At 70.8% G+C, this 23,657-nt stretch carries 27 protein-coding genes and 3 pseudogenes; 16 read left to right on the top strand and 14 right to left on the bottom strand.

Annotation, left to right across the window (positions count from 1 at the left end; genetic code table 11):
* Window positions 1-45 precede the first annotated feature (45 nt).
* Window positions 46-1,413 carry a hypothetical protein gene (locus ACK8N7_RS09165; RefSeq protein ID WP_500441836.1) on the top strand — a complete coding sequence of 456 codons (1,368 nt, stop codon included), beginning with the start codon at window positions 46-48 and terminating at the stop codon, window positions 1,411-1,413.
* 7 nt (window positions 1,414-1,420) lie between these two features.
* Here the strand turns inward: ACK8N7_RS09165 and ACK8N7_RS09160 are convergent, their stop codons facing one another.
* On the bottom strand, window positions 1,421-2,428 hold the full coding sequence (locus ACK8N7_RS09160) for a YdcF family protein (protein ID WP_500441835.1): 1,008 nt from the start codon (window positions 2,426-2,428) through the stop codon (window positions 1,421-1,423).
* A gap of 111 nt (window positions 2,429-2,539) precedes the next feature.
* On the opposite strand from ACK8N7_RS09160, the gene ACK8N7_RS09155 reads away from it, so the two are divergent.
* Window positions 2,540-2,773, top strand: a complete 234-nt coding sequence (locus ACK8N7_RS09155) for a hypothetical protein (RefSeq protein ID WP_015611603.1) — start codon at window positions 2,540-2,542, stop codon at window positions 2,771-2,773.
* 75 nt (window positions 2,774-2,848) lie between these two features.
* Here the strand turns inward: ACK8N7_RS09155 and ACK8N7_RS09150 are convergent, their stop codons facing one another.
* The 3 genes from ACK8N7_RS09150 to ACK8N7_RS09140 form a co-directional block, all read right to left on the bottom strand.
* On the bottom strand, window positions 2,849-4,063 hold the full coding sequence (locus ACK8N7_RS09150; protein WP_500441834.1) for a phosphodiester glycosidase family protein: 1,215 nt from the start codon (window positions 4,061-4,063) through the stop codon (window positions 2,849-2,851).
* Between the two features lie 2 nt (window positions 4,064-4,065).
* A complete protein-coding gene (locus ACK8N7_RS09145; protein ID WP_500441832.1) occupies window positions 4,066-4,875 on the bottom strand; it encodes a peptidase inhibitor family I36 protein in 810 nt (269 codons plus the stop codon).
* Window positions 4,876-4,939: 64 nt separating this feature from the next.
* Complete coding sequence (locus ACK8N7_RS09140) at window positions 4,940-5,539, bottom strand: TetR/AcrR family transcriptional regulator (RefSeq protein WP_403215008.1); 600 nt, start codon at window positions 5,537-5,539, stop codon at window positions 4,940-4,942.
* Window positions 5,540-5,642: 103 nt separating this feature from the next.
* Here ACK8N7_RS09140 and ACK8N7_RS09135 point away from each other — a divergent pair, with 103 nt between their 5' ends.
* From ACK8N7_RS09135 to ACK8N7_RS09125, 3 genes and pseudogenes are all read left to right on the top strand, one after another.
* Window positions 5,643-6,578 carry an NAD(P)-dependent oxidoreductase gene (locus ACK8N7_RS09135; RefSeq protein ID WP_500441830.1) on the top strand — a complete coding sequence of 312 codons (936 nt, stop codon included), beginning with the start codon at window positions 5,643-5,645 and terminating at the stop codon, window positions 6,576-6,578.
* 24 nt (window positions 6,579-6,602) lie between these two features.
* On the top strand, window positions 6,603-7,487 hold the full coding sequence (locus ACK8N7_RS09130; protein WP_500441828.1) for an AraC family transcriptional regulator: 885 nt from the start codon (window positions 6,603-6,605) through the stop codon (window positions 7,485-7,487).
* Between the two features lie 227 nt (window positions 7,488-7,714).
* A pseudogene (locus tag ACK8N7_RS09125) lies at window positions 7,715-7,903 on the top strand (hypothetical protein); the annotation flags it as partial.
* Window positions 7,904-7,992: 89 nt separating this feature from the next.
* Here the strand turns inward: ACK8N7_RS09125 and ACK8N7_RS09120 are convergent.
* From ACK8N7_RS09120 to ACK8N7_RS09110, 3 genes are read right to left on the bottom strand one after another with little or no spacing between them, the layout of a single operon-like run.
* A complete protein-coding gene (locus tag ACK8N7_RS09120) occupies window positions 7,993-8,202 on the bottom strand; it encodes a DUF397 domain-containing protein (RefSeq protein WP_403215014.1) in 210 nt (69 codons plus the stop codon).
* Window positions 8,199-8,753: a DUF5753 domain-containing protein gene (locus tag ACK8N7_RS09115; protein ID WP_500441826.1), complete on the bottom strand. Its 555-nt coding sequence runs from the start codon at window positions 8,751-8,753 to the stop codon at window positions 8,199-8,201. The genes ACK8N7_RS09120 and ACK8N7_RS09115 overlap by 4 nt, the downstream gene beginning before the upstream one ends.
* Window positions 8,729-9,037 carry a helix-turn-helix domain-containing protein gene (locus ACK8N7_RS09110; RefSeq protein WP_500441824.1) on the bottom strand — a complete coding sequence of 103 codons (309 nt, stop codon included), beginning with the start codon at window positions 9,035-9,037 and terminating at the stop codon, window positions 8,729-8,731. Before ACK8N7_RS09110 ends, ACK8N7_RS09115 begins: the two co-directional genes overlap by 25 nt.
* Window positions 9,038-9,150: 113 nt before the next feature.
* Here ACK8N7_RS09110 and ACK8N7_RS09105 point away from each other — a divergent pair.
* From ACK8N7_RS09105 to ACK8N7_RS09095, 3 genes and pseudogenes are all read left to right on the top strand, one after another.
* Window positions 9,151-9,564 (top strand): annotated as a pseudogene (locus tag ACK8N7_RS09105) (ATP-binding protein).
* Between the two features lie 87 nt (window positions 9,565-9,651).
* Window positions 9,652-10,620 (top strand): NAD(P)/FAD-dependent oxidoreductase, encoded by a 969-nt coding sequence (locus ACK8N7_RS09100; protein WP_326685640.1) that lies wholly within the window; start codon window positions 9,652-9,654, stop codon window positions 10,618-10,620.
* Window positions 10,621-11,237: 617 nt separating this feature from the next.
* On the top strand, window positions 11,238-12,167 hold the full coding sequence (locus tag ACK8N7_RS09095) for a S66 family peptidase (RefSeq protein WP_500441822.1): 930 nt from the start codon (window positions 11,238-11,240) through the stop codon (window positions 12,165-12,167).
* Between the two features lie 32 nt (window positions 12,168-12,199).
* On the opposite strand, the gene ACK8N7_RS09090 is transcribed toward ACK8N7_RS09095, so the two are convergent.
* A complete protein-coding gene (locus ACK8N7_RS09090) occupies window positions 12,200-12,799 on the bottom strand; it encodes a GNAT family N-acetyltransferase (RefSeq protein ID WP_500441820.1) in 600 nt (199 codons plus the stop codon).
* Window positions 12,800-13,102: 303 nt separating this feature from the next.
* On the opposite strand from ACK8N7_RS09090, the gene ACK8N7_RS09085 reads away from it, so the two are divergent.
* Complete coding sequence (locus ACK8N7_RS09085; RefSeq protein ID WP_500441818.1) at window positions 13,103-13,462, top strand: RICIN domain-containing protein; 360 nt, start codon at window positions 13,103-13,105, stop codon at window positions 13,460-13,462.
* A 15-nt stretch (window positions 13,463-13,477) separates the two neighbouring features.
* Here the strand turns inward: ACK8N7_RS09085 and ACK8N7_RS09080 are convergent, their stop codons facing one another.
* Together ACK8N7_RS09080 and ACK8N7_RS09075 are read right to left on the bottom strand one after the other, a co-directional pair.
* Window positions 13,478-13,951: a hypothetical protein gene (locus ACK8N7_RS09080; RefSeq protein ID WP_099130057.1), complete on the bottom strand. Its 474-nt coding sequence runs from the start codon at window positions 13,949-13,951 to the stop codon at window positions 13,478-13,480.
* Window positions 13,952-14,054: 103 nt separating this feature from the next.
* The gene (locus ACK8N7_RS09075) at window positions 14,055-14,435 is read right to left on the bottom strand and encodes a winged helix-turn-helix transcriptional regulator (RefSeq protein ID WP_403215028.1); all 381 of its coding nucleotides are present in this window, start codon (window positions 14,433-14,435) and stop codon (window positions 14,055-14,057) included.
* Window positions 14,436-14,591: 156 nt separating this feature from the next.
* Here ACK8N7_RS09075 and ACK8N7_RS09070 point away from each other — a divergent pair, with 156 nt between their 5' ends.
* The 3 genes from ACK8N7_RS09070 to ACK8N7_RS09060 all read left to right on the top strand — a co-directional run bounded on the left by ACK8N7_RS09070 (window position 14,592) and on the right by ACK8N7_RS09060 (window position 17,184).
* Complete coding sequence (locus ACK8N7_RS09070; RefSeq protein WP_500441816.1) at window positions 14,592-14,999, top strand: RidA family protein; 408 nt, start codon at window positions 14,592-14,594, stop codon at window positions 14,997-14,999.
* 250 nt (window positions 15,000-15,249) lie between these two features.
* Entirely contained in the window at window positions 15,250-15,516 is a 267-nt protein-coding gene (locus ACK8N7_RS09065; protein ID WP_015611618.1) for a GlsB/YeaQ/YmgE family stress response membrane protein, read from the top strand.
* A gap of 144 nt (window positions 15,517-15,660) precedes the next feature.
* The gene (locus tag ACK8N7_RS09060) at window positions 15,661-17,184 is read left to right on the top strand and encodes a catalase (protein WP_403215032.1); all 1,524 of its coding nucleotides are present in this window, start codon (window positions 15,661-15,663) and stop codon (window positions 17,182-17,184) included.
* Between the two features lie 87 nt (window positions 17,185-17,271).
* On the opposite strand, the gene ACK8N7_RS09055 is transcribed toward ACK8N7_RS09060, so the two are convergent.
* The 3 genes and pseudogenes from ACK8N7_RS09055 to ACK8N7_RS09045 form a co-directional block, all read right to left on the bottom strand.
* Complete coding sequence (locus tag ACK8N7_RS09055; protein WP_500441813.1) at window positions 17,272-17,586, bottom strand: helix-turn-helix domain-containing protein; 315 nt, start codon at window positions 17,584-17,586, stop codon at window positions 17,272-17,274.
* Window positions 17,583-17,732, bottom strand: a pseudogene (locus tag ACK8N7_RS09050) (type II toxin-antitoxin system RelE/ParE family toxin); the annotation flags it as partial. The gene ACK8N7_RS09055 and the pseudogene ACK8N7_RS09050, both read right to left, overlap by 4 nt.
* 46 nt (window positions 17,733-17,778) lie before the next feature.
* Window positions 17,779-18,342: an MSMEG_1061 family FMN-dependent PPOX-type flavoprotein gene (locus ACK8N7_RS09045; RefSeq protein ID WP_500441811.1), complete on the bottom strand. Its 564-nt coding sequence runs from the start codon at window positions 18,340-18,342 to the stop codon at window positions 17,779-17,781.
* Window positions 18,343-18,555: 213 nt separating this feature from the next.
* Here ACK8N7_RS09045 and ACK8N7_RS09040 point away from each other — a divergent pair, with 213 nt between their 5' ends.
* The 4 genes from ACK8N7_RS09040 (at window position 18,556) to ACK8N7_RS09025 (ending at window position 22,678) form a co-directional block, all read left to right on the top strand.
* Window positions 18,556-19,623 carry a FecCD family ABC transporter permease gene (locus tag ACK8N7_RS09040; protein WP_403215038.1) on the top strand — a complete coding sequence of 356 codons (1,068 nt, stop codon included), beginning with the start codon at window positions 18,556-18,558 and terminating at the stop codon, window positions 19,621-19,623.
* Window positions 19,620-20,696 carry a FecCD family ABC transporter permease gene (locus ACK8N7_RS09035; protein WP_500441809.1) on the top strand — a complete coding sequence of 359 codons (1,077 nt, stop codon included), beginning with the start codon at window positions 19,620-19,622 and terminating at the stop codon, window positions 20,694-20,696. Before ACK8N7_RS09040 ends, ACK8N7_RS09035 begins: the two co-directional genes overlap by 4 nt.
* 1 nt (window position 20,697) lies before the next feature.
* Window positions 20,698-21,564 carry an ABC transporter ATP-binding protein gene (locus ACK8N7_RS09030; protein ID WP_403215042.1) on the top strand — a complete coding sequence of 289 codons (867 nt, stop codon included), beginning with the start codon at window positions 20,698-20,700 and terminating at the stop codon, window positions 21,562-21,564.
* Between the two features lie 91 nt (window positions 21,565-21,655).
* Complete coding sequence (locus ACK8N7_RS09025; RefSeq protein WP_500441807.1) at window positions 21,656-22,678, top strand: iron-siderophore ABC transporter substrate-binding protein; 1,023 nt, start codon at window positions 21,656-21,658, stop codon at window positions 22,676-22,678.
* 178 nt (window positions 22,679-22,856) lie between these two features.
* Here ACK8N7_RS09025 and ACK8N7_RS09020 read toward each other — a convergent pair whose 3' ends face one another.
* The gene (locus ACK8N7_RS09020) at window positions 22,857-23,483 is read right to left on the bottom strand and encodes a YceI family protein (protein WP_403215046.1); all 627 of its coding nucleotides are present in this window, start codon (window positions 23,481-23,483) and stop codon (window positions 22,857-22,859) included.
* Window positions 23,484-23,657: the final 174 nt, after the last annotated feature.

The following is a 23,657-nucleotide window of genomic DNA, read 5'->3' as shown; positions in this document are numbered from 1 at the left end:
CAGGCGGGCGACGGCGTTCGTCGCCCGCCTGGAGTAGCGTTAAGTATGAGGAAAAGGCTCTTCCCCGCGCTGCTGGCGGGCCTGCTGCTCATCATCGCGGCAGCTGCTCTCGCCCTGACCTCCCCCGCGTCCGCCGCCCCCGCGGCGACCATCACCGACGCCGCCCAGGCCCTGCGCGAAGACCCGGTCTATGTCGACCCGGGCGCCCGCGATCAGCTCTCCGTCGCTGACGAGAAGGCCCTGGAAGCCACCATCGAGAACGCGGACAAGCCGGTCTTCATCGCCGTGCTGCCCGACACCGAGGCCTTCCCCGAGGAAGGCCTCCTCCAGACCCTGCGCAACGACACCGGCATCACCGGCGTCTACGCGATACGCCTCGGAGACGGCTTCGACGCGGGCGCGGACCCGCAGGTCATGCCCGTCCGCGCGGTCGACAACCTCACTGCATCCGTGAAGAACCCCGCCACCGAAACCGACGCGTCGGCCCAGCTCAACGCCTTCGCGGACCGAGCCGTCGAACAGGCCCGGGGCACCGCCCCCGCCTCCTGGTCCGGCGGCGGAGGCGCGGCCGACGACACCGGCGCCCCGGTCTCCGGCCTGATCACGCTCGGCGCCCTGGTGGCGGCGGGCGGCGCGGGCGCCTTCGCGCTCTCCCGCCGCAACAAGCGCCGCAAGGCGGAGGAGGAGCGCGCCGCCCTCGACAAGCTCCGGGTCGTCGTGGACGAGGACATCACCGCCTACGGCGAAACGCTGGAACGCCTGGACTTCCACCCCGCCGAACCGGGCGCCGACGACACCATGCGCGGCGACTACGAACGGGCCCTGGACTCCTACGAGAGCGCCAAGACCAGGATGGAGAAGGCCGGGCACCCCTCGGACGTCCGCGGAGTCACCCAGTCCCTGGAGGACGGCCGCTACTCCCTCGCGGTCCTGGAGGCCCGCCGCACCGGCAAGGCGATACCGGCCCGCCGCCCGCCCTGCTTCTTCGACCCGCGCCACGGCCCCTCGGTCGCCGACGTGCTCTGGACCCCCTCCGGCGGCGCGTCCCGCGAGGTCCCGGTCTGCGGCGCGGACGAGGCCCGGCTCAGCCGGGGCGAGGACCCCATGAGCCGTACGGTCGACGTCGGCGACGGCAACCGCCGCCCGTACTGGGAGGCGGGCCCGGCCTACGGCCCCTGGGCCGGCGGCTACTTCGGCGGCGGCCTGCTCCCCGGCCTCCTGGTCGGCACCATGCTCGGCTCGATGCTCGCCACCCCGGCGTACGCCTCCGAGTACGGCGGCGGTGACTTCGGCGGCGGCGCGGGCGGCGAATGGGGCGGCGGCGACTTCTCCGGCTCCGACTTCGACTCCTCCGGCTTCGGCGGGGGAGACGGCGGAGGCTTCGGCGGCGGTGACTTCGGCGGCGGCTTCTAGCGGGCCGCTATCGCAGCGACCACCAGACGAGCGCCCCACCGAGCACGATCAGCAGACACAGCACCACGTTGGTCCGCTTGTAGTCGACGAGAACGGCGGCGAACTCGCGGAGCGTGGCGTTGGGCCAGAAGTACGCGGCCGTGGGCGAGCCCACCACCTGCCCCCGGATCCGCACCCGGCGGGCGGTGAGGGCGGCCCGGAAGGCGTGGTAGTTGTTCGTGACGACGACGCACCGGTAGTCGGGCTTCGCCTTCTCCATGATCGCCTTGCTGAACCGAAGGTTCTCCTCCGTCGTCGTCGACCGGTCCTCCCGCTCGATGAGATGGGCCGGAAACCCCTCGGCCACCAGGTGGTCGGCCATGGCGTGCGACTCCGGCAGATCCTCGTCGGGCCCCTGACCGCCCGAGGTGATGAGCACCGGAGAGCCCCCGCGCCTGGCCAGCCGCGCGTGCACGGCCTGCCCCCGCTTCAGCCGGCTCGCCAGCAGCGGCGGCACGGTGGAGCCGCCGATGAGCCCCGAGCCGAGCACCACCACGAAGTCGGCCTTGCGGCGGACCCGCAGCCGCCCGTAGAGGAACGCGTAACAGACGAAGCACAGGAACAGGAACGAGAAGTAGAGCGCCAGCCCACCGGCGGCCGCCGCGACCCCGGTCAGCACCGGGGTACGCACCACCACGGCGGCCACCAGCAGCGCGACGACCCCGACGATGGCGAGGGCGGCGGCCAGCGAGAGCAGGTTGGACGGGTTCCTGCCCTCCTTGCGCAGCATCCGTACGCCGTTGACGAACAGGAAGTACGTCAGCAGAAGGACGGCCACCGCCCCCACCACCAGCAACGACCAGGCCGCGACCACCCCCGAGGCGGACTCGGACCGGATGAGCTCGTACAGCCAGGCGGCCAGGGCGCAGAGCACGGCAAGCCCGAGGACGACGGCGTTGCTGAACTTCCTGCGGTCGTGGAGCACGCTCACGCAGAAGACGAGGAGGAGGAGCGCCGCGGGGGCGTAGACCAGCATGCGCACAGGGTAGGCGGCGGGGTCCGGGCGGCGGACGGGGAGGTGGGCCCAGGACGGCGCCCCGGAAATTCAGGGCGTGCCCTTTCAGGGCGCTGAGCCGTTGAACCCGGCATGAAGAAGCGAAGCGTTCTCGCCGTCGTCACTCTCGCCACCGGAGCGGTCATCGCCGCGATCTCCCCGCCCCCCGGCGGCGGGGACACGGCCCACGCGGCCGAACCGCCCATCAGCCTGGGCGCGCTGGACAACGTCAGCGAACTCGGCACCCTGGTCGACGGCGCGGCGGAGACGACCTCCTCCACCGCGGGCACGGTGACCACCACCCTCTCCGACGCCCGGTTCAGCTGAACCGACCGGCGGTAGGAGGCGGCCCACCGGGAACATCCGGTGGGCCGCCTCTCGCATGTCCGGCCGCGAGCGGGATCACTGAGCGGGCAGCCCGTACCCTCCGCGACCCCCGTAGACGGCGTCGTACACCGGGCGTTCCCTGGTCCCGTCCGACAGCACGTTCCGTACGGTCCCGTCCACGACGAACGTCGTCGAACCGCCGCCGTCCAGGTTGAGGGCGTCGATTGCCCCGAGATCCTGCATGACGGCGGCCAGGCCGGCCATGCCCAGCCCGTCGCGCAGCGGCGCGGCCCGGGTCCCCGCCGTGACCGTCACCAGGAGCGTGCGGCCCCGGCCGTCGGTGCCGATGGCGGTGCGCGGGTCGGTGATCGCGTTGGCGCCCGGCTCGACCTGGGGCTTTCCGTTGCGCAGCAGGAGGTACGTACCGTTGACGACGTCGATGGACGGGTACGCCGGGTCGAGAGGCAGCTCCTCGTCGAACCGCACGTCCTTCGCCCGCTGCGTGTACGTGAGCGTGGTGCCGAGCGGGGCGTGCTCGCGGAGCCAGCGCTCCCCGCCGCCGGTCGCGTCCACCCGGCCGAGCCGCGGATCGACGGCGCCGGGCACCTGGTTGCCGATCCCCTGGAAGACCTTGCCGCCGGGCGGGATCGCCATGCCGCCGAGGACGGAGTCGACCGCGACGACGACGCCCCGGGCGTCGACGGCGACTTCGACGCCCGCCGCGTTGTCCGCCGTCACCCAGGTCGAGTGGGCGCCGGCCGGGGTGGTGTCGCCGTACGCCGAGGTGAAGACGGCGATCTCGCTGTCGTCCTCGTAGTAGTAGCGGTTGTGCTCGATGTCCCGCCCGAACTCGTCGAGATAGGTGCGTTTCCCGGCCGCGTCGAGAACCGGCTTCCCCGCCGCGTCCGTCCGGTGCGGGATCACCAGGTCGTCCGCCCCCTGCCGGCAGGCGCCGAGCCGCCCCGCGTACCGGTTGACCCCGTCGACCTCCCGCCCGGCACCGTCCGACGACGTCAGGGAGAGCTCGGTGGCGACCTGGGTGATGTGGGCGCGCCCGTGCTGGAGCTCCACGGACTCCCCGGCCGTGGTGCGCGTGACCCAGTCCGCCACCGCGAGTTCATGGGGCGTGAGGGTGTCGAGGAGGGAGACGACGGAGTTGTCGGCCGGTCCCGAGGCGGCGGACACCACCGGGGGCAGGGCCTGGGTGAGGGAGGCCGCCCCGAGCAGGGCCACGGCCGCGGTGGCGAAGCGGAGCTGGGTGGGGCGCGGAGCCCTGTACGTCGTCTCCACGGTCAGCACGCCCCGTCGTGGGCGGCCAGTTTGTGGGAACTGAAGGTCGCCCGGTACGGCGGCGGCACGGTCGTCTCGTCGCCGGGCCGGACGACGAACGCCCGGAACCGCTCGGAGCCGGCGCCCTGCCACAGGCCCGTGTAGCCGGGGTCCTTGTAGAAGCACGCGACCCTGTCGGTGCGGTTGGAGACGGAGGCGGCCCTGTTCCCCCAGGAGGACGTCGTGTCGTAGTCCCGGTTGCCCCTGACCCCGTTGCCGAGATCGTCGTTCTGGACGGTCACGCCGGCTGGCCCCCGGCCGCTCGGCCCCGCGAAGAGGCAGATCTTCCCGGCCGTGCAGCGCTCGAACCCGGTCCAGCAACCCGACTTGGACTTCGCGAACTTGTGAGCGGCGGGCGTGACCTTCCGGACCTCCTGGGAGTCCGTCGGCAAGTTGCCGCCGAGATGCCCCGGCGCGACCGCCTGGAGCCCGCCGCCGTGGTCGGGCTCGTCGTGCAGACAGGCCCAGTACGCCGTCCGGTTATGGAACGAGACGACGTCCTTGCCGCGCAGGGCCGGGTCCTCGGCGTAGTCCAGCCGCTTCTCCGCCACGCCGAACGGCAGCAGCGTGCCGCCCCCGTCCCTCTCCGTGTACAGGCAGAGGCTCCCCGCACCGCAGCCCGTCGTACCCGGCGGCCCGCGCCGGACCCGCCTGGATCCACACCAGGGCGGTGGCGAGGAGCGAGAGAGAGGGCAGGGGCGGCGAAGGGTATGCGGGAGAGGGGCCTTTTCAAGATCTTCACGAGTGGGGACTGTAGCGGGCCCCTCGGACATCACTGTCCTCCGGGACGTCACCGTCCTCCCGGCCCCACTGCTCCGCCGCACGCTCCGGGGCGGGTCACGAGCCGGGGCGGGGCGAGCCGATCCCGTACGAGCGGATGAGACGGGCCAGTTGTCGGCCCGCCGCCAGCAGGGGTTCCTCGCTCCGGTTGACCTGGGCGGTGACTTCGGCGCCCTCCACGGCGCTGATGACGGTGGTCGCCAGCTCCCGGGCGTCCTCCGCCGGGAACCCGCAGCCCACCAACTTGTCGAGGACGAGCCGCTCCCAGCTGTTCAGCGCGTCGGCGCACGCCTGCTGGATGTCCGAGTCGGCGCCGAGCGTCTCCAGTGCCGCCGCCGTGACCGGGCAGCCGTCGACCCAGCCCGATTCCCTGAGCCCGGCGGCGAGTTGGCGGGTGCAGGAGAGCACGGCCTCCGCCGGATCGGCCTCGCCGTCCAGAGCCCCCTTCAGGAGCGCCGCGAACTCCTGGTCGCTGTACCGGATCGCGGCGACGGCGACGGCTTCCTTGCCGCCAGGGAAGAAATGGTAGATCGAGCCGAGCGTGGACTGCGACTCCGTGGCGATCTGCTTGATGCCGGTGCCGACATACCCCTGCCGCTGGAGAAGACGCGCGGCCGCCACGACGATCCGCTCCCGGGTGCTGGTCTCGGTCTGCATGCCGTCACTGTAGCGGGCACTAAGTAGAGCGTTCGTTCCAGAGCTGTGTTAGCTTCACGGCACGCTCTAAATAGAGCGTTCGTTTTAGTAGTGGAGGAATGTCATGAGCAGCGCGCAGCAGCAACAGCAGTCGGTCACCGTCATCGGCCTCGGCCCCATGGGCCGGGCGATGGCCGCGGCCTTACTCGACCGGCAGTACGCGGTCACCGTCTGGAACCGCACCCCCTCCCGCGCGGGCGACCTGGTGGCCCGGGGCGCGCTCCTCGCACCGAGCCCCGCCGAGGCCGTCGCCGCGAACAAGGCGGTCGTCATCAGCCTCACGGATTATGCGGCGGTGTACGACGTACTGGCGGCCGCCGCCCCCGCCCTTCAGGACCGGGCCCTGCTCAACCTCACCTCCGCCACGCCCGAGGAGGCCCGCGCCGGAGCCCGCTGGGCGGCCGGGCACGGGGCCGTACAGCTCACCGGTGGCGTCAACTCCCCGCCCTCCGGCATCGGGAAGCCCGAGTCCTCCACCTTCTACAGCGGGCCGCGCGAGGTGTTCGACCGGCACAGGCCGCTGCTCGAAGCGCTGACGGGCCGGGCCGACCACCGGGGCGAGGACCCGGGCCACGCCGCGCTGCTCTACCAGATCGGCGTGGGCATGTTCTGGACCTCCATGCTGAGCTACTGGCAGGCCATCGCCCTGGCCCGCGCGAACGGCCTGACGGCGGCCGACATCCTGCCGCACGCCGACGACACGGCGAACTCCCTCACCCAGTTCTTCGCCTTCTACACGGACCGCATCGACGCCGGCGAGCACACCGGCGATGTCGACCGTCTCGCCATGGGAATGGCGAGCGTCGAACACGTCCTGCGGACCAACGCCGACGCGGGCGTCGACACGGCCCTCCCGGCGGCCGTCGTCGACCTGTTCCGACGGGGAATGGAGACGGGTCACGCCACGGACAGCTTCTCGGCCCTGGTGGAGGTGATGGGCAAGCCGACCGATCCGGGCACGGACGGTCGGGTCGGGCAGGCTGGTCCCTTCCTACGGTGAACGGGAAAGGAAGGCGGGGCAGGGTTGCTGGAACGACTGAACGAGGCAATGGAGTACATCGAGTCCCATCTCGGTGAGCGCATCGAGGCCGCGGAGCTGGCGCGCATCGTGATGACCTCGGAGTACCACTTCCGCCGGATGTTCTCCGCGCTGGCGGGCGTTCCGCTCGCGGAGTACATCCGCCGACGCCGTATGACGCTCGCGAGCGCCGAGGTGCTCGGCGACCCGGACCGGACGCTGCTGGACGTGGCGGTGAGGTACGGCTACGACACGGGGGAGGGCTTCGCCCGCGCGTTCCGGTCGGTGCACGGCATCGGACCCGGCGAGGCGAGACGTACCGGCGCGGTTCTGCGGTCCCAGCAACGCCTGACCTTCCGGCTCGTCGTCGAAGGGAGCAGTGCCATGCGCTACAGGCTGGTGGAGAAGGAGGAGTTCCGTGTGGTGGGGAGGAAAGCACGCGTACCGCTGATCCACGAGGGACCGAATCAGGCCATCGCGGAGTTCATCCGGTCCATCGGACGGGAGGAGCTGGACCGCATCGCGGCCCTCTCGGACCAGGAGCCGGCCGGGCTGCTGGGGGTGAGCGACCAGCTCGATCCCAGCCGCGCGGAGGGCACCGAACTGGACTACTACCACGGGGTGGTGACGGGCCCCCAGGAGTCTCCGGAGGGCTTGGACTCCCTCCGCGTACCGGCCGGTTCCTGGGCGGTGTTCGAGAGTGAGGGCCCGTTCCCGCAGGCCCTCCAGTACCTCTGGCGGGACGTGTTCACGCAGTGGTTCCCCTCGAACCCGTACGCCTCCCGGCCCGGCCCGGAGATCCTGCGGGTGCGGCTGTACGAGGAGGGGAAGCGGGCGGAGGCGGAGCTCTGGATCCCGGTGGAGCGGTCGGATCGGGGGCCGATCGCGTAGGCGGAAAAACGCCGGTTCACGGCCAGGGGGCATATGTGCTCCCTTGATGGTCCAGACCTATTATGCGGGGGCTCGTCGCTCGCTAGCTTTCTCTCGGCGGCGCGCGCCGATCGGTTCGGCTCTACCCATTCACTGATGCACAGTCATGTGTGTTGACTGAAAACGGAGTTACCGACAGACGTACACGTATCACCACGCTCGCGGTCACGGCAGTCGCGGCTGCCGCGATGGTCCTCGGCACGGCCTCGACCGCCTCCGCCGTGGGCTCGGGCTACACGCTCCGCGGCCACTACGCATCACAGGCGGACTGTCAGACCGCCGGCGCGGCCGGCGCCGCCGCCCACATCTGGAGCCCGCTCTACATCTGCAACCCGTACGCGGCCGAGCCCGGCGTGTACGAGCTGTGGGTGCGCTACTGGACCGTCCCGCGCCCACGAGAACCGCCCCGCTTCCGGCCGAGATGCCGGGGGCGGGGCGGATGCGTGGCTACCGGGGTGCCTGGGGCTCAGAGGGCGGTGCTGCTGTGCACGAAGGCGTTCCAGGTGGCGGGCTCGAAGCTGCGGACGGGACCGTCGGTCACCTTGGAGTCGCGGATGTGGACGGCGGCGGGGTGTGCGGCTACCTCTACGCAGTTGCCGCCCTGGTCGCTGCTGTAGCTGGACTTGAACCACTGGAGGGCGGGTTGGCCGGAGACGGGGAGGACTGCGCGGTTCATGTCTCTCCAAGCAGAGCTGCGAGCAGTGCGTCCAGAAGCCGGGCGCTTTCCTCGGCGGTCAGCGCCTGCGACCGCAGCATCCCGTATTTCTGCATGAGAGCGCTGACGTCGGCCGGATCGTCGTACAGCTCCGCTCCGAGATGCATCTCGACGTACGCGAGCTGATCGTGATCCGGGGTCGCCAGCAGGACCAGCGGCCCCGCAAGCCCTGCGTGCTTCGACGTCTTCCGGGGCATGATCTGGATGCTGACGAACGGCAGGTCCATGCAGCGTCGCAGGTGGAGAAGTTGCGCGAGCATGACCTCGGGATCACCCAACTCGGCGTACAGGATGCTCTCCTCCAGAATGAAGTGGAGGATGGGGCGAGGCTTGCGCTCCAGGATCTTCTGCCGATCGAGTCGGGTCGCCACCCGCTTCTCGATCTCTTCCTCTTCGAGCGGTGGGTAGTGGCTGGAGAACACCAGCCGTGCGTATGCCTCGGTCTGCAACGGCCCCGGAATGAGCTGAGACTCGTACGAGAACAGACTCACCGCGCCCTGCTCGTACTGCACGAAGTCCTTGACCAGGGCCTGATCCGCTCCTTCTTCGGGATCTTTGCCACCGCGACCTGCAACGCGCCCTTGGTGTCCAGGAGTTCGTCGATCTTGACGGTCAGGTCCAGCTGGAGTGCCCTTCGGCCTTGCTCGATGGAGGCGATGGTGTCCTCGCCGCCCCTCAACTGTTCGGCCAGGGCGGCCTGGGTCAGCCCGGCGACCTTACGGAAGTGGCGCAACTGCGCTCCGACCAACTGCCGCGAAGCAACCCGCCTGATGCCGCTCTGCTTTCCCGGTTGCATGACCTGACTCATCCCCCGTTCGACCCCGCTGTCTACCCGTCAGAACCCGTACAGAAGCTTTGTACGTCTCTCCGCTCTGCTTCAGCGCAGTTACTCCGTGTGAGCGTGGAACCATGAGCGAGACAACCCAACTCCCGTACTTCCGCACCGCCTTCTACTGACGTGACCGCAGCTCGGTCCCGGTCGTACGCAGGCTCACCCGCAAGGCTCTGATCGACTGGGAGTGCGAGGACCGGGCGTATGACGTACTGCTCTGCGTAACCGAACTGGCGACCAACGCCCTCCGCCATGGCGTCCCGCCGGGCCGCGGGTTCCGGGTCCAGATCTTCCTGGAGCGGATGGAGAGGGCCCTCCGGATCGAGCTGCACGACAGCGGCGACGGCGAGGTCCGGGCGGCGGACGGCTGGCCGGATGTGGAGGACGAGGGTGGCCGGGGACTGCTTCTGGTCTCGGCGCTGGCGGACAAGTGGGGGGTGGCGGAGCGGAACCCCGGCAAGATCGTGCGGTGCGAGTTCAACCTCGGGTGATCCTTGCTGTTCCGGCAAACACATTTGTCGTTCCGGCTGGCCTGCGCGCATCATCTCCACCAACTGGAGGTGGTCCGTATGACCGACATGAAGCAGCAGCGGTACGACGTGGTGATCGTGGGTGGCGGGGCGGCCGGCCTGAGCGGGGCGCTGACCCTGGCGCGGGCCCGGCGCTCGGTGCTGGTGATCGATGCGGGGGAGCCCCGTAACGCTCCCGCGTCCCATGTGCACAACTACCTGGGCCGCGAGTCGACCCCGCCGGGCGAGCTGCTGGCGATCGGCCGGGGCGAGGTGGCCGGGTACGGCGGGGAGATCGTCGAGGGCCGGGTGGCCTCGGCCGAGCGGCTGCCGGGGGAGGGGGCGCGGGGCTTCCGGGTGGTGACGGAGGACGGCTCCACGGTGGAGGCGCGCAGGCTCCTGGTGACGACGGGGCTCGTGGACGAGCTGCCGCCCGTACCGGGTCTTGCGGAGCGCTGGGGCCGTGAGGTGCTGCACTGCCCGTACTGCCACGGGCGCGAGGTGGCGGACCGCCCGGTCGGGGTGCTGTCCGTCGGCCCCCTCGCCGTACATCAGGCCCTGATGTGGCGGCAGTGGACCGACGACGTCACCCTTTTCCGCCACACGGGCCCGGAGCCGACGGACGAGGAGTACGAGCAGCTCGCCGCGCGGGGCGTGGCGGTGGTGGACGGCGAGGTGACGGGCCTGGAGGTCACGGACGACCGCTTCACCGGCGTACGCCTGGCGGGCGGCCGGGTGGTCCCGCGCGAGGCCCTGGTGATCCAGGCCCGCTTCACCGCGCGTTCGGCGGTACTCGAATCGCTGGGCCTGGTCCCGGTCGCGCAGGAGATGGGCGGCGAGGTGATCGGTACGTACATCCCCACCGACCCGTTCGGTGCGACGGAGGTGCCCGGCGTCTGGGCGGCGGGCAACGTCACCCGCCTCACCGAACAGGTCATCGGCGCCGCCGCGGCCGGGCTCATGGCGGCGAGCGCGATCAACGGCGACCTGATCGGTGAGGACACCCGTGACGCGGTGGAGGCACGACGACGCGGCTGAGCGGGCACTGTCACGAGAACAGCGGTGCGGTTGCGGGAGCGGCGGGTGCTGGTCCTGGAACAGGGCCGACAGAAGGTCCCGTATCCACCCGAAGAACGAATGCACCAGCACCGCCAGCAGTACCAGGATTCCCAGGATCACCACGGTGACCCAGGAGCAACTGCCCCCGGGCCCCGCATCGGGTTCGTCCCGCCCGCCCAGCTCCGCATCGAACAGATCCACGGCTGCCCCGCCCCGCCCCATCGCGCTTCGCTCATCACCGGAGCCCCCGGCTCCGTGGGGTGAACTCTCGCACGGGCGGGGGCCGGTGGTGGATTGGGTGTGGTACTCAGGACGGTGGTGGAAGGTACTCAAGCATGACCGGGGCGAACCGTGCGTCGTCCGCCTCCGGTCAGGAGTTCTCCGGTGGACGCACCGTCCCTGCAGGGCGATCTGCGGATTCGAGAATGGCTGACTCCTATCCGGAGGTCCATGAAAAGGGTGTGCCGGGGAATCTTCGGCCTGTCAGAATCCGGCGCATGTCAGTCCGATACCCGCGCCCCCTGCGTCCCGCTGACCGCGTCGGCGTCACATCTCCGTCGAGTGGCGTCCCGAAAGAGCTTCAGGGGCGCCTCGACGTGGCGATCCGCGAGGTGGAGGCCCGGGGGTACGAGGTGGTGGTCGGGCACTGCATGAGCGGTGACGGTCATGTCAGTGCCCCGGCGGCCGACCGCGCCGCCGAGCTGACTGAGATGCTGACGGACCCCGGCATCAGGGCCGTGGTGCCGCCCTGGGGCGGGGAGACGGCGATCGACCTGCTGCCTCTGCTGGACTGGGACCGCCTGCGTGAGGCCGAGCCGACCTGGCTGGTCGGGTTCTCCGACCTGTCGACTGTCATGGCGCCGTTCACCCTCCTCACGGGAACGGCCACCGTGCACGGCAACAACCTCATGGACACGCCCTACCGGGTGCCCGAGGGGCTCTCGTCGTGGCTCGACATCGTCTCCGCACCTGTGGGGCACCGCTTCACGCAGATACCTCCCGGCCACTACCGGGCCACGGGCTGGGACGACTACCGCGCCCGACCCGACGTACGCGCGTACACCCTCGACACACCCGGCGGGTGGACCCGGCTGGACGGCGAGGGGGATGTGGAGGCCGAGGGGCGCCTGATCGGGGGCTGTATCGAGATGCTCTGCAACCTCGCGGGAACGGCCTGTCTCGACCTCTCCGCGTTCGCGCGGGCCGAGTCCCCGCAGGGGCTCCTCGTCTACGTCGAAGCGGGTGGCGACGACGCCTTCGCCATCTGCAGGAACCTGCACGGGATGCGGCTGGCCGGCTTCTTCGACACGGCGAACGCGATCCTTGTCGGCCGAACCTCGGCACCCGGCACCGATTCGCTCACCCAGCACGAAGCGGTGCTCGACGCGCTCGGCTCCCTGAACGTGCCCATCATCGCCGATGTGGAGTGCGGGCACGTTCCGCCCTACCTGCCGATCGTCAATGGGGCGCGCGGCCGGGTCGTCCACACCTCCACCCGCAGCGAGCTGACCCAGACGCTGGGCTGACGCCGTGGGCCGGCTTCCGTGCCCCGGGTCGCTCAGGTGCGCGGCTCGCGCCACATCCCCCACAGCGTCGGCCCGCCGTCGCCCGGGAGCCGGAACTCCTCGCGCAGGGTGAAGCCGAAGTGTTCGTAGACGGGGAGGCTGGAGGCCTTGGAGGATTCCAGGTAGACGGGCTGCCCGGCCGTGTCGGCCTTCGCCAGGCCCGAGCGGAGCAGGCGGGCCCCGTGGCCCTGGCCTTGGGCGGCGGGGTCGGCGCCGATCAACGCCAGGGACCAGTGCGGTTCCTGGGGCGTGTGGCCGGCGGCCGTCGTGACGGCATCCCGGAAGAGGCCGGCCCGGTCGCCGAGGATCCGGCGCAGTTGCTCGATGGTCTCCGCGTCGGGAACGGCCTTGGCCTGTGCCTCCGGCGCCACCCAGAACGCGGCCGCGGCCCCGGTGCGCTCGCACACGCCGTGGTGGACGTGCTGCCGGGTGAAGAGCGTGGTGAAGTAGCGGACCAGCGCCGCCTCGCGGGATGCGGCATCAGGGAAGAACCAGCGCGTCATCGGGTCGTCGTCGAAGGCGAGGGCCAGGATCCGGCTGATGTCCGGAGCGTCGTCGGCCGTGGCCGTGCGCGGCGTGTTCGATATCGGCATAAAGGCCATTCTGCGCACGATGATCTTGAGCAGTGGGGGAGGGGTGTCGGTTCAGGGCCCGGTGGTGGACGGCGGCTTTGCGCCGCATCACGATCCATTTCCAGCAAGTGGCCTACAAGGCAGGGGAGTTGAGGGGAATCTTTCAACGCCTCAACTCACCTATCCGAAGGGTTACCCCTCATGGCCGGCGTGCTCCGTAAGCTCCTCGTACCTGCCCTGCTCGCACTGACGCCCTTAGCCCTGCCATCGCCCGTGGCGGCAGCCACCGCCGCTCCTGCCGAAGTGGGGCCGACTGCCGGTGTCATGTGTCTGAACAGCAACTATCCGACCACCCGCATCGTCAATGTGGTGTCGTGCAGCTCCGGGGCCGGGCAGCGATGGACCATCAGCGGCGAGGCGATCTTCCAGTCCGCGCACCCCAGCATGTGTCTGACCAGCGACTACCCGAGAAGCCGGATCGTCAACGTCGAGTCGTGCAACTCCAGCACCCGCCAGCGCTGGACCGTCAGCGGGGAGGCGATCTTCCAGTCGGCGCACCCCAGCATGTGCCTGTCCAGCGACTACCCGAGAAGCCGGATCGTCAACGTCGAGTCGTGCAACCCCTCCGGGATCAGGCAGCACTGGACCGTCCTGGGGGAGCAGATCAGCATGACCCTGGTGTGACCTGCTGATCCGTCATCAGGACGCGCCGGGGCTCTCCGGCTTCGGTGTCTTTCGCGCAACGGCGTCCGCGCGCAGGGCGATCGCTGCCCAGATGCCCGCCAGGACCAGCGCACCCGCCACCATGGCGGCGAGCTCCGGCGTCTCCGGGCGCCAGCCCAGGGAGAGGCGCGTGCCTATAAGGAGGAGGATGACGGCGATCGTGCCGGGGGAGGGGACCGGCACCTTGGCGGCTGCTGCCCGCAGAACGGCCGTCGCCGCCAGGCCGGTGACGGCCCAGGCGCCCAGGTAGGTCCAGGGCGACCCCGGGGCGGCGGCGAGCAGCCCGTAGTCGTCGGGGCCGAGGCGGAACAGCGAGCCGGCCCAGCCCAGGCCCACCCCCAAGGCGGTGACGCCCACCACCCACAGGGCATGGCGCCACAACGGGCCGGGTCGCACGGTCACTTCGTCGTCATCGGGGGCGCCCGAATCGGACGGGTCCAGGAAATCCATCACGCCCCTGGAGACGCGCGAAGGGGGGCGGGCGTTGCGTCGGGCGGTCGATCACTTGATCGGATCAGGTCGGGCCGCCCGTACCCCCTGCGCCCCCCGGGGCTCAGCCCGAGAAGCGGCCCCGGGCCTCCTCGATGTGGCCGAGGTGCTGCTGGGTCCAGTCGCACATGAGGTGGACCGTCCCCCGCAGACCCTGGCCGGGCTCGGTGAGGGTGTACTCGACCCTCGGCGGCACGGTGGGGTACACGGTCCGCTCGACCAGGCCGTTGCGCTCCAGCATGCGGAGGTTCTGGGTGAGCATCTTGTGGCTGATGCCGTCGATCTCCTTGAGCACCTCGCTGAAGCGCAGGGTGCGGTCACCGAGGGCCTCGATGATCAGGAGCGCCCACTTGTTGGCGACGTCCGAGAAGATCTCGCGCGCCAGCGAGTCCGCGCGCCGCAGGTCCGCCTCGTCGGGCGAGCCGCTGAACTGCTTGGTCACCATGAGGTTCCTCCGTCACCGAAAAGTGCGTTCTTCCACGTCAGCGCTCACTCTCCTACGGTTCCTGGGTAACCACAAGAGACCGGAACATCCCGGTCCGGTGGCAGCGGGGGCCCGTGCGGGCTCCCCTCCACAACGCTCTACGAGGAGGCGCGGAACATGGCCATCACTCTGTTGGACCCCGAGGGACTGCCGAAGGTCGGGGTCTACCGGCAGGTCTCCGTCGCGACGGGTTCGAAGCTCGTCTTCATCGCCGGGCAGGTCGCCTGGGACGCCGACGGCACCACGGTCGGTGCGGGCGACCTCGCCGCCCAGGTCGAGCAGTGCTACCTCAACATCGGAACGGCTCTGGCCGGCGCCGGAGGCTCCTTCGACGACGTGGCGAAGCTGACGGTGTACGTCGTCGACTGGACGCCCGACAAGATGCAGCAGTTCCTGGAGGGCGCCGCCCGGGCGGCGGCGAAGCTGGGCGTCACCCCGGTCCCGCCGGGCACGCTGGTGGGTGTCGCGGCCCTGGACGTACCGGAGCACCTGGTGGAGATCGAGGCGACGGCGGTCCTGGACTGAACGACCGGAGGGCCGGGGCGGGCCGGTGGGCCGGAGCGGAGTCCGGGGGCCTCGCCATCCCCAGCCCGTCTCCGCCCTCTTCTCAGCCCCGTCCCCGTCCCCGTACGGCGTAGCGCATACCGGCGAATGACGGATCCCTGGGGTGACGGCCGGGATCCGGTCCATGTGTGAGCTTCCTTTACGGGGATACGCGGAGAGTGCCGGGCGCCACAGGGGTGCCGGTACCTCGGCAACGCAAAGGGAGAATTTCGTGAGCATCATCGCCTGGATCCTCATCGGCCTGTTCGCGGGGCTCATCGCCAAGGCGCTGACTCCGGGCAAGGACCCGGGGGGCTGCCTCCTCACGATGGTGATCGGGATCGTGGGCGGGCTGCTCGGTGGCTGGCTGGGCAAGGTGATCTTCGGCGTCGACTCGATCGACGGATTCTTCAGCCTGTCGACGTGGATCGCGGCCATCGTCGGTTCGGTGATCGTCCTGCTCGTCTACCGCCTGGTCACGGGGCAGCGCTCCCGCTGACGCGGTCCGGGGGCCCGGCGGGGCCGACTCCTCGACGGGTCGATTCATCCATGTTTGCCTACATTGGCAGAGGGTCAGTAGGGCAGCCGTAGCAGGAGACATCGCCGACACGTCTGCGGAAGACAAACAAGAGGAAACGACGACATGACCGACACCTCGCGCAAGCCGACCACCTCCGACTCCGGCGCCCCGGTGGAGAGCGACGAGCATTCGCTCACCGTCGGCCCGGGCGGGCCGATCCTGCTCCAGGACTCGTACCTGATCGAGCAGATGGCCCAGTTCAACCGCGAACGCATCCCCGAGCGCCAGCCGCACGCCAAGGGCAGCGGGGCCTTCGGGAAGTTCGAGGTGACCGCGGACGTCTCCGCGTACACGAAGGCCGCGCTCTTCCAGCCCGGCACGACGACCGAGCTGGTCGCGCGGTTCTCCACCGTGGCGGGGGAGCGGGGCAGCCCGGACACCTGGCGGGACCCGCGCGGCTTCGCGGTGAAGTTCTACACCAGCGAAGGCAACTACGACATGGTGGGCAACAACACCCCCGTGTTCTTCGTGAAGGACCCGATGAAGTTCCAGCACTTCATCCGGTCCCAGAAACGCCGGGCGGACAACAACCTCCGCGACCACGACATGCAGTGGGACTTCTGGACGCTCTCGCCGGAGTCGGCCCACCAGGTCACCTGGCTGATGGGCGACCGGGGGATCCCGCGCAGCTGGCGCCACATGAACGGCTACACCTCGCACACGTACATGTGGATCAACGCGCAGGGTGAGCGGTTCTGGGTGAAGTACCACTTCAAGACCGACCAGGGCGTCGAGACGTTCACGCAGGACGAGGGCGACCAGATGGCCTCCGCGGACACGGATTACCACACGCGTGATCTGTTCGAGCACATCCGCGACGGGGAGTACCCGAGCTGGACGCTGAAGGTCCAGATCATGCCGTTCGAGGACGCCAAGGACTACCGGTTCAACCCCTTCGACCTGACCAAGGTGTGGCCGCACGGCGACTACCCGCTGATCGAGGTCGGCCGGATGACGCTGGACCGCAACCCCACGGACAACCACGCCGAGATCGAGCAGGCGGCGTTCCAGCCGAACAACTTCGTCCCCGGCATCGGCCCGAGCCCGGACCGCATGCTCCTGGCCCGGCTGTTCAGCTACGCGGACGCGCACCGCTACCGCATCGGCGGCAACTACCAGCAGCTGCCCGTCAACGCCCCCGTGGCCCCGGTGCACACGTACTCCAAGGACGGAGCGATGGCGTACCGGAAGACCACCGACCCGGTCTACGCCCCGAACTCCAAGGGCGGCCCGGCGGCCGACACCGAGCGCTACGGCACCCCGCCGAGCTGGTACGCCGACGGTGACATCACCCGGGCGGCCTACGTCGACCACGCCGAGGACGACGACTGGGGCCAGGCGGGCACCATGGTCCGCGAGGTCCTGGACGACGCGGGGCGGGACCGGCTGGTGGACAACATCGTCGGCCACCTGCTGAACGGCGTGACCGAACCGGTCCTGCAGCGGGCGTTCACCTACTGGTCGAACGTCGACAGCACGCTCGGCAAGCGCGTCGAGCAGGGCGTACGCGCGAAGGCCGGCGAGAAGGACCCGAAGGCGGCGAAGCAGGCCAACCCGGCCCGCTCGTCGATGCAGCACAAGGCCTGAGGCGACGGCCCACACTCAGGACGGCACAGGCCCCCTCCCCGTTGACTACGGGGCGGGGGCCTGTTGCGTGCCGGGCGTCCCGCGTGCTCAGGCGGCGGCGTGATGCGGGGTGAGCTCGATGGTCAGATCGGCGTCGAGGGCGCGGGCCAGGCGCCGCAGAAGAGGGATGGTCGGCATGGTGCCGCCGCCTTCGATCCTGGAGATCTGCGGCTGCTTCATGCCGCAGCGCTCGGCGAGTTCTGCCTGTGACAGGCCGAGGACGCTGCGCCGGTCGTAGACGAGCTGGCCGAGGTCGTGCGCAAGCTCGGCCTCCTCGTAAAGCCGGTCGTACTCGGGGTTCTCCTCGACCGTCTCACCGAGGAGCGCACGGTGGCGGCGGGTCTTCCACTCGGCGTGGTTCATCGCAGTTCCTCCTTGACGGGCCGGCTGCAGACCTCGTGCTCGGCGGCCGGTTCATGGCTCGACTCGCAGACTTCCTGGGCGGCGAGGGCGCGTTCGACCTCGGCCTTCTCGCGCATCCTGGTCTTGCGGAAGACCGTGAGCAACACGGGCTCGCCGAGTGTGGTGGCGTACTCCGCCGATGGTCGGCCTCGCTCAGCCCGCCGCCCCCTCCCACGTCTCCGGCGTCCACACCCCCGACCGGCGCAGTGCGTTCGGGCAGTGGCGGAAGATCTCGTCGATCTCCACCACCAGGGCCAGCTTCGGGCGCTGGCCCTTCAGGGTCATCGCGTCGAAGAACGGGGCGTCCGTCAGGATGCGGGCGCGGCCGTTGATGCGGAGGACGTCCATCGCGCCGGGTATCAGGTAGAGCAGGCCCACGTGCGGGTTGGACAGGATGTTGTGGAAGCTGTCCGCCCTGCGGTTGCCCGGGCGGTCAGGAAGGGCCAGGGTGCCGGGGTCCAGGACGTGGGTGAAGCCGGGGCCGGCGCCGCGCGGGGTGACGTCGCAGTTGCCGGAGGCGTCGGAGGTGGAGACCGCGCAGAGCGGGGAGCGGGACAGCAGGTCCAGATCGTCCTCGGTGAGCCGGTCGTGGACCTTGTCGATGACGATGGGGTGCGGGGTGCCCAGGATCTCGCGCAGCTCCTCCGCCGAGCCCAGGGGTACGGCCCCGGCCAGCGGGCCGGCGGTGGGGCCGGCGGTCTCGGCGGCGTACGACAAGGAGGCGCTCCGGGCTCGTGGGGTGCGGCGGTGTGGGGTCGGACCGGCGCTGTTAGGGTGACCTTACTTTGGGCCCCCTGCCCTGCCTTCTCCGGGGTGCCCGGGTGCGGACGGCCGCGCGCCGGGGCGCCCCCCGCCCGAAGGCGCCGATGAGCAAGGGTGAGAGACCGTGCACAACCGCATTCCGGCGGCCGCCGGACCGGTGGGCAGGCCATGAGCGGCTCGGCCCTCCTGGCGAAGGAGAAACCGGCGGGCGGTGGCAAGGAGGCGCGGACCAGGCGCAGCCGGCCCGTCCTCGCCCTCGGGCTCCTGGAAGCCCTCGCCGTGCTGCTGCTCGTCGTCGTCGCGAGCCTCGCCATCGGCTCCGGGGACGTGCCGTTCAGCGATGTGCTGCCCGGCGTCCTCGACCCCGACCTCACCGTCAAGGGCCAGCTCGTCATCCAGGAGGTCCGCATCCCGCGCACCGTCGCCGGGCTGCTCGCCGGTGCGGCGCTCGGGCTCGCGGGGACCGTCATGCAGGGCGTCGCCCGTAACCCCCTGGCCGACCCCCAGCTCCTCGGCATCAACGCGGGCGCGTCCGTGGCCGTCGTCTGCTCGATCACGCTGCTCGGCTTCACCGTCGCCACCCAGTTCATCTGGTTCGGCTTCCTCGGCGCGCTGCTCGCCGCCCTCCTCGTGTACGGGGTCGGCTCGCTCGGCCGCGAAGGCGCAACCCCGGTCAAGCTGGCCCTCGCGGGCGCCGCGACCAGTGCCGTACTCACCTCCGTGACCAGCGCGATCCTGCTCCAGGACCGGGGGAGCTACGACCAGTTCCGGTTCTGGCAGCTCGGGGCGCTGACCGCCCGCAGCTCCGAGGTGCTCTGGCAGGTCTCCCCGTTCATCCTCGTCGGGGCCGTACTCGCCCTGGCCCTCGGGCCGCAGCTCAACGCCCTCTCCCTCGGCGACGACCTCGCGCGCGGCCTCGGCCAGCGCGTCGGGGCCGCCCGGATGGTCTCGGCCCTCGCCGTGGTCCTGCTCTGCGGCGCAGCCACCGTCGTCGCCGGGCCCATCGGCTTCGTCGGCCTCGCCGTACCGCACGCCGCCCGCCTGATCACCGGGCCCGACTACCGCTGGGTGCTGCCGTACAGCATGGTCCTCGCCCCGATCATGCTGCTCGTCGCGGACATCATCGGCCGCGTGATCGCCCCGCCCGGCGAGGTGCAGGTCGGTGTGATCACCGCCGCGGTCGGCTGCGTCCCCTTCATCTGGCTGGTCCGGCGCAGGAAGCTGGTGGAACTGTGAGCGCCGCTCCGATCAGCAAGGAAGCCACGGCGGACCGGCTCGCCGACGGCATACGGCAGGTCTCCGCCGTACGCGGCCGAGGGCGCCGGCGGTCCGTGACCGTGGGGGCGGCCCTGATCGTCGCCGTGGTCGCCGTCTTCGGCCTCTCGCTCAGCGTCGGCGACATGGTCATGCCGATCGGGAAGGTCGTCGCCACCCTCCTCGGCGGCGGCGACGGCGGATCGCAGTTCGTGGTGCTGGAACTGCGGCTGCCCCGCGCCCTCCTCGCGATCCTCGTCGGCGCCGCGTTCGGGCTCTCCGGAGGCGTCTTCCAGACCGTGCTGCGCAACCCGCTCGCCAGCCCCGACCTCATCGGCATCAGCGCCGGGGCCAGCGCCGTCGCCGTGACCGCCGCGCTGCTGTTCCAGGTCAGCGGACTCGCCCTCTCCGCGAGTGCCCTGGCCGGTGCGGTCGCCGCCGGGGCCGCGATCTACCTCCTCGCCTGGCGGCAGGGCGTCGCCGGACAGCGGCTCGTCCTCGTCGGGATCGGTGTCGGCATGGGGCTCTCCAGCGTGGTCTGGTACGTGATGGCGCGCTCCGACGTCACCGACGCGCAGGAGGCCTTCCGCTGGCTGGCGGGCAGCCTCAACGGCCGCTCCTGGGGCCAGTTCTGGCCGATGCTCGGGGCGCTCGCCCTGCTCGTCCCGCTCACCGCCCTCGCCGCGCACGCGCTGCGGCCCCTCCAGCTCGGGGACGACGCCGCCGCCGGACTCGGTACGAAGGTGGAGCCGAGCCGGCTCGCCCTGCTCGGCTGCGCCACGGCGCTGGCCGGGGTCGCCACGGCGGCGGCCGGACCCGTCGGGTTCGTGGCCTTCGTCGCCGCGCCGATCGCCCGCCGCCTGGTCCCGGGCCGGGGTGCCGCCCTGCCCCAGGCAGCCCTGACCGGCGCCCTGCTGGTCCTGGTCGCCGACTTCGCGGCCCAGCACCTGCTGCCCTCGGTCCAGCTGCCGGTGGGCGTGGTGACCAGCATCATCGGCGCCCCGTACCTGCTCCTGCTCCTGGCCCGCGCCAACCGCGTGGGCAGCGGGGGCTGAGATGACGGCGTACGAGAAGAACGAGACGCAGGACGACAACGAAAGGCGTGGCCCGGTCGTGGCTGAGCACACACTGGAAGCCCGGGACGTCCGGCTCGGCTACGGCGACCGGGAGATCGTCCCCGGCCTGAGCGTGACCGTCCCGCCCGGGCGGATCACCGTCATCGTCGGCCCCAACGCCTGCGGCAAATCGACCCTCCTGCGGGCGATGGCCCGGCTGCTCGCGCCCTCCGCCGGGGCGGTGCTCCTGAACGGCCGGTCCATCCAGGAGATGCCGACCAAGGAGGTCGCCGCCGTCCTCGGCATCCTCCCGCAGAGCCCCACCGCGCCCGAGGGCATCACCGTCTCCGACCTGGTCGGCCGCGGCCGCTACCCGCACCAGGGCTGGTTCCGCCGCTGGAGCGCCGAGGACGACGAGGCGGTCGCGCAGGCGCTGCTCTCCACCGACGTCCTGGAACTGGCCGACCGGCCCGTCGACGAGCTCTCGGGCGGTCAGCGGCAGCGGGTGTGGATCGCGATGGCGCTGGCGCAGCGCACGGACATCCTGCTGCTCGACGAGCCGACGACGTTCCTGGACGCCAGCCACCAGCTCGACGTGCTCGACCTGCTCACCGACCTCAACCGGGAGCGCGGCGTCACGATGGTCGCCGTCCTGCACGACCTGAACCTGGCCTGCCGGTACGCGGACCACATGATCGCCATGAAGGACGGGCGGATCCTGGCGGAGGGGCGGCCGGCCGACATTGTCACGGAGGAGCTGGTCGGCGAGGTCTTCGGGATGCGCTGCTCGGTGATCGGGGACCCGGCGTCGGCCACCCCGATGGTGGTGCCGCTGGGCCGCCACCATGTGAAGGGGCCGGCGGCCTGAGACGTACGGAACCGGGGGCGCGAGCCCGTACGGAACCGCCCGGGTCAACCCGATGGCACCGTTGTCATTAGGTGAGGCTAACCTAAAGAGCATGAACGCTTCCGCCTCCCGGCGCCCCCGCCGCACCCCCGTCCTGATGGCCGGTGCCGTCGCTGCCCTGCTCGTCGGCGTCTCCGCCTGCGGTTCGTCGGACGGCTCCTCCGACACGTCCGGCCCCGCGTCCTCCGCCGCCTCCGAAGGCGCCTTCCCCGCCAAGGTCGCGACGAAGTTCGGCGAGGTCACCGTCGACAAGCGGCCCAAGCGGATCGTCGCGCTCGGCTGGGGCGACGCCGAGACCGTGCTCGCGCTCGGCGGCCAGCCGGTCGGGGCGAGCGACTGGCTGCCGTTCGGCGGCGAGGGCGTCGGCCCCTGGGCGAAGGGCATGTACGACAAGGCCCCGGAGCTCATCGGCACGATGGAGCCGGAGTTCGAGAAGATCGCCTCCCTCCAGCCCGACCTCATCCTGGACACCAAGTCCAGTGGGGACCAGACCCGCTACGACACCCTGAAGAAGATCGCCCCGACCGTGGGCGTGCCCAAGGGCGGCGACCAGTACAAGATCTCGTGGGAGCAGCAGACCACGATGATCGCCGCGGCCATGGGCGTGCCCGAGAAGGGCAAGGAGCTGATCGCGGAGACCGGGAAGAAGTTCGGGGCCGCCGCCAAGGCGCACCCCGAGTTCAAGGACGCCACGATCGTGCTCGGCTCGCGCACCTCCGAGGGGTACGGCGCGTACGTCGGCGGCACCGGCCGGGTCGACTTCGTCGAGCGCCTCGGCTTCAGGAACAGCCCGGCCGTCGAGGCCAAGGCCGGTGAGAGCTTCTCCATCCCCATCTCCAAGGAGAACCTCGAACTCCTCGACGCCGACCTCACGGTGATGACCCCGATCGGCATCCCCGCCACGGACATCAGCAACGACCCGCTCTACAAGGCGGTCCCGTCGGTCAAGGCCGGGAACGCCCTGATCTTCGACGACCAGGGCATCTCGCAGGCGTTCGCCACGGACTCCGTGCTCTCCGTGTCGTACGCCCTGGAGAAGGTCGTCCCGCTCTTCGCGGAGAAGGTCAAGAAGTAGCCCGTACGGCACGCACGACAGCGCGCCCCGCACCCGGATGTCACGGGTGCGGGGCGCGCTGTCCTGCGTACGGGGCGTGGACCGGCCGGCGGGACGAGGGCGTGGCCCCGCCGCACACCGTGCCCCGGCCACCCGCGCAGGGCGCGGTCCGTGGGGTGCTGCTGTGTTCAGCGTCAGGTCACGCCTGCGGCGCCGCGGCCTTGATCGCCGAGATGTCGAAGGTCAGCTTGACCTTGTCGCTGACCATGACCCCGCCGGTCTCCAGCGCCGCGTTCCAGGTCAGGCCCCAGTCGGAGCGCAGGATGTCCGCGCTGCCCTCGAAGCCGACGCGCTCGTTGCCGTAGACGTCGGTGGCGGAGCCGTTGAACTCCAGGTCGATGGAGAGCGGGCGCGTGACGTCCTTGATGGTCAGGTCGCCGGTGATCCGGTACGCGTCGCCGCCCAGCTGCTCGGCCCGCGTCGAGCGGAACGTCATCAGGGGGAACTTCTCGGCGTCGAAGAAGTCGCCGCTGACCAGGTGGCCGTCGCGGTCGCCGATGCCGGTGTCGACGCTGGCGATCTTCACGTCGATGGTGGCGGAGGAGCTCGCCGGGTCGGTGCCGTCCAGGGTCAGGGTGCCCTCGTGCTCACCGAAGGAGCCGCGCACGTTGGTGACCATCGCGTGCCGCACCGTGAAGCCGATGCTGCTGTGGGCCGGGTCGATGGTGTAGGCGCCGGTCAGGGCGGCCAGCGCCGGGTCCACCGCGGGGGCCTCGATGACGGCGGTCGGGGTGGCGGCGGTCGACTTGCGGTTGAACAGAGCCATGGCTCCTCCTCGGGGGACGTGTGCGAGCGGTGCTGCGGGGGTGTCGTCGGCGTTGTTTAACCTTCAACGAGATTGACTGTAACTCCATCTTGTTCAAGTTTCAACCTTTCCTCGCGTCGGGTGTGCCGCCCCGCCGTCGCCCTCTGGCGGACGCGCGTAGAACTCGGGCACCAT

The organism is Streptomyces griseobrunneus, assembly GCF_046713465.1.
Classification (GTDB): Bacteria; Actinomycetota; Actinomycetes; order Streptomycetales; family Streptomycetaceae; genus Streptomyces; species Streptomyces microflavus.
Note: the sequence above shows the minus strand (reverse complement) of the source record. Positions and strands in the feature narration are given on the sequence as shown.

Bases quoted from the DNA above. Each gene is read 5' to 3' on its own strand.
- ACK8N7_RS09075 (WP_403215028.1), bottom strand. From the start codon at position 14,435: ATGGTGACCAAGCAGTTCAGCGGCTCGCCCGACGAGGCGGACCTGCGG.
- ACK8N7_RS09155 (WP_015611603.1), top strand. From the start codon at position 2,540: ATGAAGAAGCGAAGCGTTCTCGCCGTCGTCACTCTCGCCACCGGAGCG.
- ACK8N7_RS09120 (WP_403215014.1), bottom strand. From the start codon at position 8,202: ATGAACCGCGCAGTCCTCCCCGTCTCCGGCCAACCCGCCCTCCAGTGG.
- ACK8N7_RS09030 (WP_403215042.1), top strand. From the start codon at position 20,698: ATGACGGCGTACGAGAAGAACGAGACGCAGGACGACAACGAAAGGCGT.
- ACK8N7_RS09070 (WP_500441816.1), top strand. From the start codon at position 14,592: ATGGCCATCACTCTGTTGGACCCCGAGGGACTGCCGAAGGTCGGGGTC.
- ACK8N7_RS09020 (WP_403215046.1), bottom strand. From the start codon at position 23,483: ATGGCTCTGTTCAACCGCAAGTCGACCGCCGCCACCCCGACCGCCGTC.
- ACK8N7_RS09140 (WP_403215008.1), bottom strand. From the start codon at position 5,539: ATGCAGACCGAGACCAGCACCCGGGAGCGGATCGTCGTGGCGGCCGCG.
- ACK8N7_RS09090 (WP_500441820.1), bottom strand. From the start codon at position 12,799: ATGCCGATATCGAACACGCCGCGCACGGCCACGGCCGACGACGCTCCG.
- ACK8N7_RS09165 (WP_500441836.1), top strand. From the start codon at position 46: ATGAGGAAAAGGCTCTTCCCCGCGCTGCTGGCGGGCCTGCTGCTCATC.
- ACK8N7_RS09145 (WP_500441832.1), bottom strand. From the start codon at position 4,875: ATGTCCGAGGGGCCCGCTACAGTCCCCACTCGTGAAGATCTTGAAAAG.
- ACK8N7_RS09160 (WP_500441835.1), bottom strand. From the start codon at position 2,428: ATGCTGGTCTACGCCCCCGCGGCGCTCCTCCTCCTCGTCTTCTGCGTG.
- ACK8N7_RS09085 (WP_500441818.1), top strand. From the start codon at position 13,103: ATGTGTCTGAACAGCAACTATCCGACCACCCGCATCGTCAATGTGGTG.
- ACK8N7_RS09055 (WP_500441813.1), bottom strand. From the start codon at position 17,586: ATGAACCACGCCGAGTGGAAGACCCGCCGCCACCGTGCGCTCCTCGGT.
- ACK8N7_RS09100 (WP_326685640.1), top strand. From the start codon at position 9,652: ATGAAGCAGCAGCGGTACGACGTGGTGATCGTGGGTGGCGGGGCGGCC.
- ACK8N7_RS09135 (WP_500441830.1), top strand. From the start codon at position 5,643: ATGAGCAGCGCGCAGCAGCAACAGCAGTCGGTCACCGTCATCGGCCTC.
- ACK8N7_RS09110 (WP_500441824.1), bottom strand. From the start codon at position 9,037: ATGCAACCGGGAAAGCAGAGCGGCATCAGGCGGGTTGCTTCGCGGCAG.
- ACK8N7_RS09060 (WP_403215032.1), top strand. From the start codon at position 15,661: ATGACCGACACCTCGCGCAAGCCGACCACCTCCGACTCCGGCGCCCCG.
- ACK8N7_RS09040 (WP_403215038.1), top strand. From the start codon at position 18,556: ATGAGCGGCTCGGCCCTCCTGGCGAAGGAGAAACCGGCGGGCGGTGGC.
- ACK8N7_RS09080 (WP_099130057.1), bottom strand. From the start codon at position 13,951: ATGGATTTCCTGGACCCGTCCGATTCGGGCGCCCCCGATGACGACGAA.
- ACK8N7_RS09025 (WP_500441807.1), top strand. From the start codon at position 21,656: ATGAACGCTTCCGCCTCCCGGCGCCCCCGCCGCACCCCCGTCCTGATG.